Source organism: Shinella sp. CPCC 101442, from assembly GCF_024704725.1.
In the GTDB taxonomy this organism is placed as follows: Bacteria; Pseudomonadota; Alphaproteobacteria; order Rhizobiales; family Rhizobiaceae; genus Shinella.
In genome coordinates this window covers 59,555-73,659 of the sequence record NZ_JALIQS010000013.1, presented here as the reverse complement: position 1 = coordinate 73,659, position 14,105 = coordinate 59,555, and the positions used below count along the sequence as shown (strand labels likewise).

Genomic DNA, 14,105 nt, shown 5'->3' with positions numbered 1-14,105 from the left:
GATGACCGTACGCGCCGACGGCGACTTCCCCGTCACCCACGGCGATACCGTATGGCTCACGCCTGACACAACACGAATCCACAGGTTCGATGACAAGGGACTGGCGATGCGTGGTTGAAGCGCAAAAAAAACGCGGCCTTGGTGAAGGCCGCGCTTCGTAGGGGCAAACGAGGTCTCTTCCTACACGGCTGCCCCTGGAACGCCGGTGTGGTTGAGGCGCAAGCGCCTCACATCAGCATCAGCTTGTCGTTCAGCGCCATCCAGCCAGCGGGTTCCTTGATCAGGGCGGCGGTGTCGTGTTTGCCGAAGATGCGGGTAAAGCTGCGCTTGGTGAAGATTTCGTAGAACATCGCCGAGGCGGGCCCGACGGGGCCGTTGCGCGCACCGAAGGCGCCGGCGATCACGGTTTCCTGATAGGCGCGCCAATGCACTTCCATCGCGGTGCGGGCGACGAGCTTGCTGAGCGTGACCTTGATGCCGAGTTTTGCGACCGTCGTCGCGACGCTGGTGGCAAGCCCGACGGCCGGGATCGGGATGGCGGCGCCGGCGAGGCCCACGCCGCGAACGCCGATCTTGGCGACCTTGGCCTTCAGCATCGCATCGACCCAGCGGGTTACCGTCTCGCTCTTCTTGAAACCCTTGCCGGCGGCCTTGATGCCGACGAGGTGAGCGGCGGTGGTGCCGACGGCGCTGCCTTCGCGAAGGATGCTGCCGACATCGACAGCCGTCACGCCGGAGGCGAGGCCGCCCGCCAGGCTGACGGCACTGCCACCAAGACCCTTGAAGGTGCGGCCGGTAAAGTATTTGCGGGTCTTCGGCGACATGCCGTCATGACCATTGGCGAGGAACGCCGGATTCGGGATGACCTTCTCGTCCGCGTCATCAGCGCCGTAGACCTCGCGCAGGAAGTGCACGACGGCGATGATGCTGGACGCCGTATCGTCCATGTCGGCGATGGACTCGACGACGCACCAGCACACATCTTCAGCGTCGCTCTTGTCCAGAGCGCCAAAATTGATACCCGGCACGATTTTCCCCCTCTATGAGACGCTTCGAGCAGCAGCTGTCGGACTGAAGCCGGCGGCCATGCTACCTCATTGTTTTCACTGGATTGCGTAAGCATCGCGTGATTCCCCTGCGACGGCGCAAGGCCCGTGACAAAGCTACTGCAATGCCTGTGAAATTGACAGGGGTTAGTCGCGTTCCGGCTGCACTTTTCGCGCCTAGCGCAACCGTCTTACGACGAGCACGGTGATGTCGTCGAATTGCGCCGCGCCACCGGCAAAAGCCTGTGCCTTGGCGAGCACCGCGCCGGCCAGTTCCGCCGCGGGAAGCGCCTTGTGGGCGGAGATTTCGGCAAGAACGTTCTCGGTGCCGAACTGGGCCTGTTCGGCGTTCTGCATGTCCGAAAGGCCGTCAGACGTCAGGAACAGGCAATCGTTCAGCGCGAGCGTCAGGTCATGGTCATGGAAGTCGAGCCCGTCGATGACGCCGAGTGCGGGATCGGGCGATGTCGCCACTTCGCTGACGCCGTTTGCGCCTGCCAGAACCGGATAGACATGGCCGGCATTGCAATAGGAAAGGTGCCCGGTCGACAGGTCCAGGAAGGCGAGGAACAGCGTGACGAAGCGCGACTGCGGATTGTTCTTGTTAAGCTCGTCGTTGACGAGCGCGACGATTTCCGAAGGGCGCGGCACCCGGCCGGAGACGGCGTGGAACTGCAACGTGCCGGCGCGCAGCAGGCTGCGCGTGCGGGCCATGAACAGCGCTGCCGACGCACCCTTGCCGGCGACGTCGCCGATGGCGAGCGCGATGAGGCCGGGGGCTACCTCGAAAACGTCGTAGAGATCGCCACCCACTTCCAGCGCCGGATCGACGCTGGCAAAAATGTCGAGCACCGCGGGGTCGACCGGAAAGTCGGTCGGCAGCATGGATTGCTGGCAGAGCCAGGCTTCCGCAAGCTCCCGTTCCAGCCTTTCCAGCTGGCGGCGGTTCACGTCGCGCAGCAGCTTTCGCTCCAGCACCGCACCGACGCGGGCGGCGAGCAACGCCGGATTGAAGGGTTTCGGCAGGTAGTCCTCAGCGCCAAGCTCGATGCAGCGCACCACGGTTTCGATTTCCGAGGCGGCGGAGATCATCACGACGGAGGTGGTTTTGAGCCAGCCTTCGTCCTTCAGGGCCTGGAGCGCGTCGATACCGTTCATGCGCGGCATCATCACGTCGAGCAGGATGAGATCGAAGGGTTCGCTGCGGACTTTTTCGAGTGCATCGAGCCCGTCGCCCGCCTGCTGGATATCGACGAGGCCCTGCCGCTTCAGGCGACGCGCCAGCACGTCCCTGTTGTCCTCGACATCATCGACGATGAGGATTTTCGCCTGGGAGAAATCCAAAGAAGGCCTCGCGAATGCGGTAAAAACAAAACACGAGTGCATTTCCGGTGAACCAGAGTTCACCGGAAATGCACTCGGGGAAGCTGTGCTTCGCGTGTCACGTTACGCCAATCGCGAAACGTTGCAAGGCGCTAGCGGCCGTTGATGGACATCATGCCGGTGACGGGATCGATGGCGGTGTTGAAGATCACGGCTTCGCTGGACGAGTCCGTTTCGAGCAGGGCGTTGATCTGGAAGCGCAGCACGCGCTCGATCTGGTTCTCCGGCACGATCAGCACGACGGAGAGCTCGCGAAAGCGCGGCTCGAAGCGGCGTATGACCTCTTCGAGGTTCTTGCGGAACAGTTCCTGCTGGGTGGGGGAGGCGAGGTGCTGGCTCTGCACCTCCTGCAAGCCGTAGGACAGGATCGACTGGCGAAGCTCCGTCAGCCGCGCATCGTCGGGCAGGCGGCCGGGCCGGGTGTTGAAGAGGATTTCGAGGTCACGGCGCACGGATTCGTGCAGTTCCTGCATGGCGCGGTCGGCGCTGCGGTCCGTCTCGATGCTGTCGCCCTGCAGCAGCCGGTCGAAGAGCGGCAGGCGGGGCGGGACCTTGTTGGGGAGACGAGCCATGAATCTCCCTTACCGTGTTCGCAAGGTCTGCACTTCCGTGCGCATGCGAAAGCCCGAGACGACCTGGTCGAACTGGAAATGCGGCTGGAGATGCAGCACGCAGTTCATGACACCGTGGCGACCGCTTACTTCGCTCATCTCGATGCGCGCGCCGGCAAGCGGATAGCGCGCCTTCAGCTCCGGGCCGGCATCGGTGTTGCCGATCGTATAGTTGCGCAGCCAGTCTTCGAGGTAGCGTTCCAGCTCATGCGGCGTCGTATAGGCGCCGACACGGTCGCGAGCCATGATCTTCACATAATGGGCAAAGCGGCTCATGCACATGACATAGTGCAGCATGGCGGAAAGCCGGCCGTTCACCTGGGCGGGAAGCGCGCTGTCGGGGGGCGCAGCATAGAGCGACTGGGCGCCGAGGAAGACGACGGAACGGTCGAAATTCTGCGGCGTGAGCGCGATGAAGCCGAGTGCCTCGAGGATTTTCTGCTTCTTGTCGGTCAGTTCCACTTCCAGCGGGCGACGATAGGCGACGGCCTCGCCGGTCGAGAAATTGGCGACCGGAAGCTGGGCGATCACACCGCCGGATTCACGCTCAGTGCCGCGCGTCCCGCAGAGATCGGCAAACCAGCCCCGTTCGCGGAAAGCGCGGATGGCGATGACGCCGAAGGCGAAGGCGGCGTTGCCCCAGAGCCAGGAATCGACACCCGTGCCGCCTTCGCTGTAGCGGAAGCCGTCGAGTCGGGAGGCGCTGTCGCGGTAGCGATCGCGCAGCAGGATGCGCGGCATGGCGATGCCGAGGAAGCGGCTGTCCTCGAGATCGCGCAGCTGCCGCCAGCGATGATATTCGCCGAGCTGGAAGCCGGAATCGAGCCGTTGCGCATAGGAAAGGTCGGCGAAGGTGGTGACGCCGAACAATTCGGGCGCGGCGCCAAGAATGCAGGGCGAAAAGGAGGCCGCGGCGACCTGGGCCAGGCCCGTCAGCGTGCCGACATCGTCCTGGGCGCCCGAGCCGGGCGTCGGGCGGTGGCGCACGGCGTGATCGCAGAGCAGCAGGCCATAGGGCACGCCGCCCGGCATGCCATATTCTTCGTTATAGACCTTGGCGAAGAGCGTGCTCTGATCGAACTCGATGGCGCGGTCGAAATCGCGCGACAGCTCCGCCCATGTGGCGTTGAAGAGTTTGACGCGAACCTTGTCGTCGTTGCCGGTTTCGGAAAGAAGAAGATCGACGCCGCGCCAGGAGGCTTCGAGGCGTCTGAAGTCCGGCTGGTGGATGATCGTGTCGATCTGGTCGCCCAGGAGAACGTCGATGGCGGCGATGTCGCGCGTGAGAACCGCGCGGCGGACGGTCTTGGGACCGAACCAGAGGCGGAGGCATTCTTCGGGATCGTCGCTCGTCAGGAAGCGGTCGAGCGCATCGGCCTCGACGTCCGTGCCGGTGCCGAGAGCGGCAGCGACGATGCGAAGCCGGAGACCGGCTTCGCGTTGTCTTGCACCATCGCCGCCGGAGGCGGTGTCCACGGCGATGGTTGCGTTTTCATCCATCCGGGCGTCATCCCATCTGCGGGATGCGGGCGACGAGGCGCATGGAAGCCGTGAGTTCTTCCATCTGGAGCCATGGACGCAGGTAGGCAACGGCATTGTAGGCGCCCGGCGAACCGGGGATTTCCTTCACCGTGACCTGGGCTTCGGCCAGCGGATACTGCGCCTTCATCTCGGCGCTCGCATCCGGATTGCCGTTGACGAAGTTGCGGATCCAGTTGTTGAGCCAGGTTTCGCAGTCGCTGACCTCGAGGAAGGAGCCGATCTTGTCGCGGCCCATGACCTTGAGATAGTGCGAGAAGCGCGAGGTCGCCATGATGTAGGGCAGGCGGGCGGAGATCGCCGCGTTCGCCGTTGCATCCGGCTTGTCGTACTTCTTGGGGCGCTGCGTCGTCTGGGCACCGAAGAACACCGCATAGTCCGTGCTCTTGTAGTGGCAGAGCGGCAGGAAGCCGAGCTTGGAAAGCTCTGCTTCGCGACGGTCGGTGATGCCGATTTCCGTCGGGCACTGCTGGTCGGCATCGCCGTCATCGCTGGTGAAGGTGAAGGTCGGCAGGTTTTCCACCTTGCCGCCGCCCTCGGCGCCACGGATGGCAACGCACCAGCCGTATTTCGCGAAGGCCGAGGTCAGGCGCTCGCCCAGCGCATAGGAGGCGTTCATCCAGGCGAATTCGTTCGATTTCATCTTCGACACGACGCCGTTGGCGTCGATCGGGGCTTCCTCGAACTTGAACTCCTCGATCTCCTTGCCCTGCGAGCCGTAGGGAACGCGAGCGAGGACGCGCGGCATGGTGAGCGTGACGAAACGGCTGTCGTCGCTGTCACGGAAACCGCGCCACTTGATGTATTCCGAGCTGTCGAAGATCTTCTCGAGATCGCGCGGCTTGGACAGTTCCGTGAAGCTCTCGAGGCCGAACATCTTCGGGCTTGCGGCCGAGACGAAGGGCGCGAAGGAAGCGGCGGCGACGTTCGACATGCCCTGCAGCACTTCGAGGTCTTCCGTACCGTTGCCGAATTCGAAGTCGCCGATCAGCGTGCCGTAGGGCTCACCGCCGGGGGTGCCGAATTCATTTTCGTAGAGCTTCTTGAAGATCTGGCTCTGGTCGAACTCGACGGCCTTCGTCAGGTCCTTGTGCAGTTCCTTCTTCGTCATGTTGAGAACGCGGATCTTCAGCGTGGAGCTGGTTTCCGAGTTCTTGACGAGATAGTTGAGGCCACGCCAGGAGCCTTCCAGCTTCTGGAATTCCTCGTTGTGCATGATCGCGGTCAGCTGCTTGGAGAGCTTCTCGTCGATGGCCGCGATCGCCTTGTTGAAGGTCTGCGTCAGGTTCTTGCTGAACGTGACGGTGCCGGAAAGGGCTTCCGACGTCAGGGTGCGCAGGAGGTCCTGGATCTCGTCCGGCTCGGCCGTCTTGGTAACCTGGATGGCCTGGTCGAGGAGGCTCAGGGAACCGGTTTCCTCAGTGGCAGCTGCACTGCCGGCTGCTTGGGTCTCGGCGCTCATTCCCGTTACTCCTTCTCTGCGCCAAGCTGGCCGGCGAGCGCCGTCAGCTTGTCGGTGTTCTGCAGGACTTCCTCGAGCAGGCTTTCCAGCTCTTCGGAACGGTCGACCTTGGACATCAGGTCGCGCAGCTTGTTGCGCACCGCCAGAAGCTTGCGCAGCGGTTCGACCTGGTCGACGATCGCGCCGGGCTCGAAGTCGGCGATCGACTTGAACTTCAGCGAAACGGGCAGCAGCGAATCGTCACCTGCCAGCGTGTTCTCGACCTTGAATTCCGCGCCGGGCGTCATGCGCTGCATGACATCGTCGAAGTTGTCGCGGTCGATCTGGGTGAACTTGCGGTCGCGCAACGGCTTCTGCGGCTCGTAAGGCTTGCCGGAGAAATCGCCGATCACGCCGACGACGAACGGCAGTTCCTTGCGGACCTGTGCGCCTTCCGTCTCCACGTCATAGGTAATGTGGACGCGCGGTGCGCGCACTCTCTTCAGTTTCTGTTGAACGCTCTCTGCCATGACGGCCCCCTCTTCAAGCGGTGGATTTGCTGCAACTCGTTATCAATAACCCTGTTCGGCCGGCTCCGGCGGCTTGATACCCGCCGCCAGCAGGATCCGCTGCAGATGGGACGGGTCTTCGACCAGTTCCAACAACAGTTCGGGCAGGCTCATGCGCGCTCGCCGGACGGCGTCGTCGAGCGTATAGGACATGGGCGAATGGGGCTCCGTCTTGCGGAAGTAGACGGCGATGCGGGACAGTTCCGCCAAAGCCTCTTCACGTGACTGGTAGCCTTCGATCTTGCGCACGACGACGGTGGTTTCCCCCGTCGACGCCCCTCCGGTTTCACCCTCTTGAGCCGGGTCGGGTTCCTCGCTGGTTGCAGAGTAGTTCGCAACGGCAAGCTTGTCAGCGGCGAAGTGGGTGATCGACCTCGATATTTCCTCCAGCAGCTCACGCAGCGCCGAAACGGGCGGCGCGTCCACGCCAGCGACCGCATCGAAGGCGGTGGACATTTCCGCAAGCGCTGCCAGCGCTTCCACGATGGCCGACTGGGTTTCGGCGAAGAACGAGGCCGGCGTATCGGCCACGCTCTCCATGAACTGTTCCATGGTCACGGCGCCGTTGTCGATGCGCTCCTGCCGACGGTTGCTGTCCGTGACCTTGGCGAGATCCGTCGCCTGCTCGTAATTCCACAGCGAGAAGCTGCCCTGCGATCCCTGCGTGATCGACACAAGCCGGATCGGCTGGATGAGCGTGCCGACGGCGCCCGAGCCGTTGAGACCGGCGACCGCCGAGACCTTGCCCTCCACGCCGTCCTCGTCGAGTTCGGGATAGCAGCTTTCCCAGAAGCCGGTGACGAGGCCGGTCATCACCTTCAAGCCATCGCGAAGGCCGGCGAAGCCTTCCCGGCGCAGCAGGGATTCTATCAGCCAGGCGGCGATTTCGAGGTCCTTGCCGTGGCCGCCGAGAATCTCGCTCGCCGTATCGGCAACGGTATCCCATTCCTCCGGCGGCGCGCCGCCGATTTCGACAGCGGCGCGTTCGGCCGACCGGGCAGCGTTGCGGGCATCCTTGGTGCGATAATAGAGAGATGTGGACGAGCTGTCCGAGCGCGGGTCCACGCCCGAAGGTGTTTCCTCCGAGATCGGCTGGAGCAGAGCATCGACATCGATAACCTGCGGCAGAGCCATGGATAGAGATCCCTTCTTCCCTCGCGGGACGATCACGGGGCATCGGCAACAAGCCGCTTCCGCCGCACGTCGAAAACCAGAACGCACTCGTCTTGTTCAGGCAGGTCGGACGCAAAATCGCTGGGCGTTCTGCTGGGCCTGCTTAATCGGATACCGCTACTCGCGCGGGGCTGGAGAGTGAATGCTTAGCCCCAAATACTTAATCGATCTTGAAGCGCATCATGCGATTCTTTCAGGTTCCGGTTGCGCCTGTCGGTCGCTCGCCGGGCAACCACCCATTGCCCCCGTTGGCAACGCTGACCCCACGCACGATGGCCGTTTCGAACCGGTCGGTCAGTGTCGTCGCATCGCCCGCCGTGATCGACAGGAGCACCGAGGCTCCGACGCCGATCGGGCCCAGCCGCGGATCCGCGTCGGCATCCGGCATGCCCTGCGGCGCCAGGCTGCCGCCCGACCAGAACACGGCGAGCGCCGCATAGGCCGCAGCTCCGGTGAAGTTGGCCGATTCGGCGCATTCCATGCAAGAGCGGCGATGCGCTTCGTCCGGCGCATAGACCCAGGCGGCTGCGCGTTCCATGCACAAAAGCTCCAACTCGGTCGGGGCGTGCAGATTGGTCTTCGCCACCACATAGGCCCACCAGATCGCCTCGCGGATCGGCAGTGCGAAGGCGAGGAAGCGGATGGCGTCGCCAATATTTTCCGCATCGACAAGCAGTGACAGGAAACCCTGCGGCGAGAGATTGGGCAGCAGGAAGGGCCGGGCCTCGGCGGACAGGTCCGCGCGGCCGCAGATTTCCTGCGCCGTCTCGGCCGTCACCTTGCGGAAGGCTTCCGTCTGGATCTTCACCATCTGCCCTTCGTTCTACCCAATTTCCAATGCACCCCGCTCAAGGGGCACGCTAGTTGATCTTCACGATGCCGCCCTTGACGACGACCATGCCGTCGCCGGCGACGTTGACGATCGGTCCCTTGACGTCGGTCTTGGCGGAACCCTGGATGGTCAGAGTCACGCCCTTCATGGTAATGCCGCTCGGTGTCAGTTCGATCGTGCTTCCACCGCATTTGAGCGTGATGCCCTGCATCGCCTCCAGCGTGATCTTGCCGGCGCTCGCCTTGGTCGTCTGGTTTCCCTTGGTCAGCGTCAGGCTGTCATTGCCCATGGACAGATCGACCGTCCGGTTGCCCTTCTTGAGGGTCAGTCCGTCATTGCCGGTGGAGAGCGTGACGGTGCGATTGCCCTTGTCGATATCGAGCGTCTCGTTGCCCGTCTCGATCTTTTCCGTCCGGTTGCCCTTCTTGATCGTCAGGCTTTCATTGCCTTCGGTGATCGTCGTTGTGCGGTTGTTCTTGATCGTGCGCTTCTGGTCATGGCCGACATCCAGCGTGTCGTCGTTTTCGACCTCGCGCAAAAAATCCTTCTCGGCGTGGAAAGCGATCTTTTCCTCGCCCTTCTTGTCTTCGAAGGAGAGTTCGTTGGCATTCGCCGTCTGGCCGGATTTGGTGCTGCGGGTCAGAAGACCGCTCTTCGTCATATTTCCGGGCAGCGCCCAGGGCGGCATGTTGTCGGCATTGTAGACCGCGCCCGTCACCAGCGGTCGATCCGGGTCGCCGTCGAGGAACTGCACCACCACTTCCATGCCGATGCGCGGCACGAAGACCGAGCCCCAGTTGCTGCCGGCAAGCGACTGCGCCACGCGCACGAAGCAGGAGCTTTTTTCGTTCTTCTTGCCGTAGCGGTCCCAATGAAACTGGACGCGGATGCGCCCGTATTTGTCCGTATGGATTTCCTCGCCCGACGGGCCGACGACGACGGCTGTCTGCGGTCCCTGCACGACGGGCTTGGGCATAGGCAGCGGATTGCGAGCGATGCGTGCGGCGGGCATGCAGGTGAAGCCGTTGCGATAATAGGGTTTCACCTCGGTGCCGGGCCGCGTGGCGAAATGCGCGCGATCGATGGCTTCGTGGTGGACCTCGGTCAGCACGAGGCGGCGGTTTTCCGCAGCGACGGGGTGGCCTTTCAGGGTGAAGGCGTGCCCGCTGGTGAAACTCGCGCAGGTGCCGGCACCCGTGGCGGTCTCGAAGCCGGCCTCGGCGGCGTCGATGGCGACGGTAGCGAATTGTTTCAGGCTGGCGGCCTTCACGGAGGCGCCGGGGAAGCGGTAGTGCTCCCATTTCTTGGTCGAGGACGGCTGCTGGTTCGTCTTGCGCTCGCCCTCGATATTGTTGGCGGGCTTCTCGAAGTCGTAATCCTCGATATGCCAGGCGGCATCGGTGAGGCTGGCGCCGGTATCGAAGGCATGCACGCTATCGACGGCCTCTTCCTGCGCCTGGCGGTACTCGACCGTCGCCTGCAGGCTGTCTGCATAGGCGGATGCATTGTCGGCCAGCACCAGCTTGTGCTCGCCGTCCTTGTGCTTGAAGAAATAGAAGATGCCCTCTTCGGCGAGGATGCGCTGGAAGAAATCGAAATCCGTTTCGCCGAACTGCACGCGGTATTCCGAGGTCTCGTAGGTGGCGTTCAGCTTCTTCTCGAAGGGCACGTCGCTGTCGCCCAGCAGCTGCTCGGCAATGGCGACGACGGTTTTTTCCTGAAAGACCTTGTGGTCGGACGTGCGTTGCAGGAGCCACAGGCTCGGCGAGATCGTCAGCGTATAGAGCCGGTGGTCGTTGCGCGTGAAGGCGCCGGCCGAGAACGAGGTGACGATGCCGTTGACGAAGCGACGCTTGCCGCCCGGCCGCGCGAGCGACAGCGTCACACTCTTGCCGAGCAGCGTCTTGGGATCGATCGAGGTACGGGGGGAAAGGGCACTGACCGTGAAGGAGAAGAGGCTGGAAATGCCTTCGGTGCCGCGAGCTTCCGTCGCGACAAAGGCGTTTTCCCCGAGCGGTGTCTCGAGGGTGATCCAACGGTCCTCTTGAACTAGGGTCGTCGCCATGGGGTATTATTGCCCGATGGATGCGCGTCGGGCACGCATCGCCGCATGAATGCTGTCGAAATCGGGGCACGGCCGCGGCATCTGCTGCGGCCGTGCCCTGAAGGAGCCTGAAGCGGAGCGATCAGCCGCTCTTCGTCGTGGTGAGGTCGTAGTTGACCGTAACCGGCGTGCCGCCCTTGTTCTTGTCATCATAGGGGATGAACTTGAACTCGAGCTTGGTGAAGTTGATCGAGATCGATTCCGACGGGCGGTCGCCGCCGGAGGAGACGCTGTAGCCCGAGATGAGTGCGTTGGTCAGCACGTATTCGACATAGGTATTGCCCGGATTGCCGGTGCTGACGAGGTGGATTTCCACCTTCTTGCCGGCGGTGCCCGTTACCGATTCCGTAAACAGCTTCGGCGAGGAGCCGTCGAGCAGCTTGGAGATGACGACTTCGCTGATGTTCGGCTCGCTTGCCTCGCGGTTGGCGGTCGAGCCCGCCGGCGTGGAAATGCCACGGCCGGTGCCGAACGACAGGGACTGTACGTCGATCCACTTCTTGTGGGTGTCGTGCGTCGCTTCCCCGTCGATACCTTCGTATTTCAGATAGATTGCCATTATGCGCTCCCTTCGTATCCGGATTGAGATCGATCGATGTGCCGGGTCGGCATGCCGCCGCCCGGTATTGCTTTACTTCGCTGCCGCCAGTTCCGCCGGCTGTTCCGGTTGCACGACCGTACCATCCGAGGGTTGCGCGTGGAATTCGAATTGACCGTTCTCGTCGAGAACAGCCTTCAGTCCGCCGATCTGTCCACCCTCCGCCATGACGGCGAGCACATGGGAGGACAGGCGCGGCAGGAGCCCACGCGAAAGAATGTATTCGATGTTGCGCGCGCCGCTTTCCACCTCGGTGCAGCGGCTGGCGATCGCCTCGACGAGCGAATCGTCCCAGGACAGGGTCGCGTTGTAGTTTTCCGCGAAGCGCTTGCGAATGCGGCCGAGTTGCAGCGAGACGATCTTGCGGATGACGTCGTCGGCGAGCGGGAAATAGGGCACAACCGAGCAGCGGCCGAGGAAGGCCGGTTTGAAGCTCTTCAGGAGTTCCGGCCGGATCGCTTCCGTCAGCTCGGTCAGGTCCGGCCGCTTGTCCGGATCGGCATAGAGCTTGTGAATGAGGTCGGTGCCGGCATTCGAAGTCATGATGATGACGGTGTTCTTGAAGTCGATGTCACGGCCTTCGCCGTCACGCAGCATGCCCTTGTCGAACACCTGGTAGAACACGTCCTGCACGCCCGGATGGGCCTTTTCCATCTCGTCGAACAGAATGACCGAATAGGGACGCCGGCGCACTGCTTCCGTCAGGACGCCGCCTTCGCCGTAGCCGACATAGCCGGGCGGCGAGCCGACGAGCATCGAGACCTTATGCTCTTCCTTGAACTCCGACATGTTGATGACGGTGAGGTTCTGCTCGCCGCCATAGAGCAGGTCGGCAAGTGCGAGCGCCGTTTCGGTCTTGCCGACGCCCGACGTGCCCACCATCAGGAAGACGCCGATCGGCTTGCGCGGATCGAGCAGTTTCGCGCGCGAGGTACGGATCGTTTCGGCGATGGCTTCCAGCGCATGCGACTGGCCGATCACGCGTTCGCGCAGCTTGTCGTTGAGGCCGAGGATCGTCTTGATCTCGTTGGAGACCATGCGGCCGACGGGAATGCCCGTCCAGTTGCCGACGACTTCGGCGATCGCCTGGCTGTCGACCGTGACGCGCATGAGCGGCGTCTCGCCCTGCAGGGCGTCCAGCTCACCGGTGAGCGTGGCAAGCTCGGCCTTCATCTCCTCGGGGCTCTGGTCGGCCGGGGTATCGTCCGGCGCCGTCAGCGCATCGTGCAGGCCGCGGATGCGGGAGACGAGGTCCTGCTCGCGCTTCCACTGGTCCTCGAGCTTTTCGAGCTCTTCGGCAACGCGCACGCGCTCGTCGTTGAGGTCAGCGATGCGCGTCTTGTGATCGGCGCCGATCTTGGTTTCGCGGGTAAGCACGCCAAGATCGACATCGATCATGTCGATGCGGCGGCGGCGGTCTTCAACGGCGGCCGGAATGGCGTTGCTGGCAATGGCGACGCGGCCGCAGGCGGTATCGAGCAGGCTCACGGCCTTGTCGGGCAGCTGGCGGCTCGGAATATAGCGGCGGGAGAGGCGCACGGCGTCTTCCACGGCCTCGGCGAGCACGCGCACGCCATGATGGCGCTCCAGCGTCGGAATGAGGCCGCGCATCATGGCGATGGCCGCCTCGTCGCCGGGCTCCTCCACCTTCACCACCTGGAAGCGGCGTGTCAGCGCCGGGTCGCGTTCGAAGTATTTTTTGTACTCCGCCCAAGTGGTGGCGGCGATGGTGCGCATCTCGCCACGGGCAAGCGCCGGCTTCAGGAGGTTCGCAGCGTCGTTCTGGCCGGCGGCGCCACCGGCGCCGATGAGCGTATGGGCCTCGTCGATGAACATGATGATCGGCTTGGCGGAGGCCTTCACCTCCTCGATCACCTTCTTCAAACGGTTCTCGAATTCACCCTTCATGCCCGCACCGGCTTGCAGAAGGCCGAGGTCGAGCGAAAGCAGTTCGACATCCTTGAGGGCGTCAGGCACCTCGCCCGCGGCGATCTTGAGCGCAAAGCCTTCCACGACCGCCGTCTTGCCGACGCCGGCTTCGCCGGTGAGGATCGGGTTGTTCTGGCGGCGGCGGGTAAGGATGTCGACGATCTGGCGCGTTTCGGAATCGCGGCCGAGCACCGGGTCGATCTTGCCGTCGCGCGCCCGCGCCGTGAGGTTGATCGTGTACTGGTCGAGCGCCGAGCCGCCTACGGCACCGGCGGGAGAGGAGGCCGGCGCACCGTCGGAAGACGCGCCCTTGCTGCTGCCCGCAGCCGATTGGCCGGCTTCGCTGCTGCCCGAAATGATCTTGAGGAGGCTGGTCTTCAGCGCCTCGGCATTGATACGGGCAAACTGTGGGGAGGCGTCGCGGGCAAGCGCGGAAAGGCTATCGTCGCCGAGCAGGCTGACCAGCAGGTAGCCGCTGCGGATCGATGTGTCGCCATACTGCAGCGAGCCGTAGATCCAGGCTTCCCGTACCCATTTCACGACATTGGGCGTCAGCGCCGGGGAACGGCTGTTGCCGGTCTTCATCCGGTCGAGAACCTTGGTGAGGTCGGCCGCAAGCCGGCTCGTATCGATCTCGAAATGGCGCAGGATCGCCGCGACGTCATTGTCCGTCGCCTCGACAAGCTTGGCGAGCCAATGCTCGATCTCGACATTGTAGTGGGTCCGCGAAAGCGTCAGGCCGACCGCGCCTTCGAGCGACGAACGGCAATGCGCATTCAGTCGCCCCACGAGCGATTGCAAATCAACGTTTAGCAAGAAAGCCCCCCAGCTTTTGCCGCGCCGATCAGACGACCACAGATCAGCGCAAAAGACGAATCAC

At 63.3% G+C, this 14,105-nt stretch carries 11 protein-coding genes; all 11 read right to left on the bottom strand.

Annotated features, from left to right (window positions below; translation table 11 throughout):
• Positions 1-227: 227 nt before the first annotated feature.
• Positions 228-1,028 carry a hypothetical protein gene (locus tag MUO32_RS27505; RefSeq protein WP_257951566.1) on the bottom strand — a complete coding sequence of 267 codons (801 nt, stop codon included), beginning with the start codon at positions 1,026-1,028 and terminating at the stop codon, positions 228-230.
• 195 nt (positions 1,029-1,223) lie between these two features.
• Positions 1,224-2,390, bottom strand: coding sequence for a PP2C family protein-serine/threonine phosphatase (locus tag MUO32_RS27500; protein ID WP_257951565.1), 1,167 nt, complete (start codon positions 2,388-2,390; stop codon positions 1,224-1,226).
• 131 nt (positions 2,391-2,521) lie between these two features.
• The gene (tssE, locus tag MUO32_RS27495) at positions 2,522-3,001 is read right to left on the bottom strand and encodes a type VI secretion system baseplate subunit TssE (protein ID WP_257951564.1); all 480 of its coding nucleotides are present in this window, start codon (positions 2,999-3,001) and stop codon (positions 2,522-2,524) included.
• A 9-nt stretch (positions 3,002-3,010) separates the two neighbouring features.
• The gene (gene tssC, locus MUO32_RS27490) at positions 3,011-4,540 is read right to left on the bottom strand and encodes a type VI secretion system contractile sheath large subunit (RefSeq protein ID WP_257951563.1); all 1,530 of its coding nucleotides are present in this window, start codon (positions 4,538-4,540) and stop codon (positions 3,011-3,013) included.
• A gap of 7 nt (positions 4,541-4,547) precedes the next feature.
• A complete protein-coding gene (gene tssC / locus MUO32_RS27485; protein WP_257951562.1) occupies positions 4,548-6,041 on the bottom strand; it encodes a type VI secretion system contractile sheath large subunit in 1,494 nt (497 codons plus the stop codon).
• Positions 6,042-6,046: 5 nt separating this feature from the next.
• Positions 6,047-6,550: a type VI secretion system contractile sheath small subunit gene (tssB, locus tag MUO32_RS27480; protein ID WP_257951561.1), complete on the bottom strand. Its 504-nt coding sequence runs from the start codon at positions 6,548-6,550 to the stop codon at positions 6,047-6,049.
• Positions 6,551-6,592: 42 nt separating this feature from the next.
• Positions 6,593-7,723 carry a type VI secretion system protein TssA gene (gene tssA, locus MUO32_RS27475; protein ID WP_257951559.1) on the bottom strand — a complete coding sequence of 377 codons (1,131 nt, stop codon included), beginning with the start codon at positions 7,721-7,723 and terminating at the stop codon, positions 6,593-6,595.
• Between the two features lie 232 nt (positions 7,724-7,955).
• Positions 7,956-8,573, bottom strand: a complete 618-nt coding sequence (locus tag MUO32_RS27470) for a hypothetical protein (RefSeq protein ID WP_244762670.1) — start codon at positions 8,571-8,573, stop codon at positions 7,956-7,958.
• A gap of 49 nt (positions 8,574-8,622) precedes the next feature.
• Positions 8,623-10,659 carry a type VI secretion system Vgr family protein gene (locus MUO32_RS27465; protein ID WP_257951557.1) on the bottom strand — a complete coding sequence of 679 codons (2,037 nt, stop codon included), beginning with the start codon at positions 10,657-10,659 and terminating at the stop codon, positions 8,623-8,625.
• 121 nt (positions 10,660-10,780) lie between these two features.
• Entirely contained in the window at positions 10,781-11,257 is a 477-nt protein-coding gene (locus MUO32_RS27460; RefSeq protein ID WP_257951556.1) for a type VI secretion system tube protein Hcp, read from the bottom strand.
• A 72-nt stretch (positions 11,258-11,329) separates the two neighbouring features.
• Positions 11,330-14,041, bottom strand: coding sequence for a type VI secretion system ATPase TssH (gene tssH, locus MUO32_RS27455; RefSeq protein WP_257951555.1), 2,712 nt, complete (start codon positions 14,039-14,041; stop codon positions 11,330-11,332).
• Positions 14,042-14,105 lie beyond the last annotated feature (64 nt).

Bases quoted from the DNA above. Each gene is read 5' to 3' on its own strand.
- tssE (WP_257951564.1), bottom strand. From the start codon at position 3,001: ATGGCTCGTCTCCCCAACAAGGTCCCGCCCCGCCTGCCGCTCTTCGAC.
- tssC (WP_257951563.1), bottom strand. From the start codon at position 4,540: ATGGATGAAAACGCAACCATCGCCGTGGACACCGCCTCCGGCGGCGAT.
- tssC (WP_257951562.1), bottom strand. From the start codon at position 6,041: ATGAGCGCCGAGACCCAAGCAGCCGGCAGTGCAGCTGCCACTGAGGAA.
- tssB (WP_257951561.1), bottom strand. From the start codon at position 6,550: ATGGCAGAGAGCGTTCAACAGAAACTGAAGAGAGTGCGCGCACCGCGC.
- tssA (WP_257951559.1), bottom strand. From the start codon at position 7,723: ATGGCTCTGCCGCAGGTTATCGATGTCGATGCTCTGCTCCAGCCGATC.
- MUO32_RS27470 (WP_244762670.1), bottom strand. From the start codon at position 8,573: ATGGTGAAGATCCAGACGGAAGCCTTCCGCAAGGTGACGGCCGAGACG.
- MUO32_RS27465 (WP_257951557.1), bottom strand. From the start codon at position 10,659: ATGGCGACGACCCTAGTTCAAGAGGACCGTTGGATCACCCTCGAGACA.
- MUO32_RS27460 (WP_257951556.1), bottom strand. From the start codon at position 11,257: ATGGCAATCTATCTGAAATACGAAGGTATCGACGGGGAAGCGACGCAC.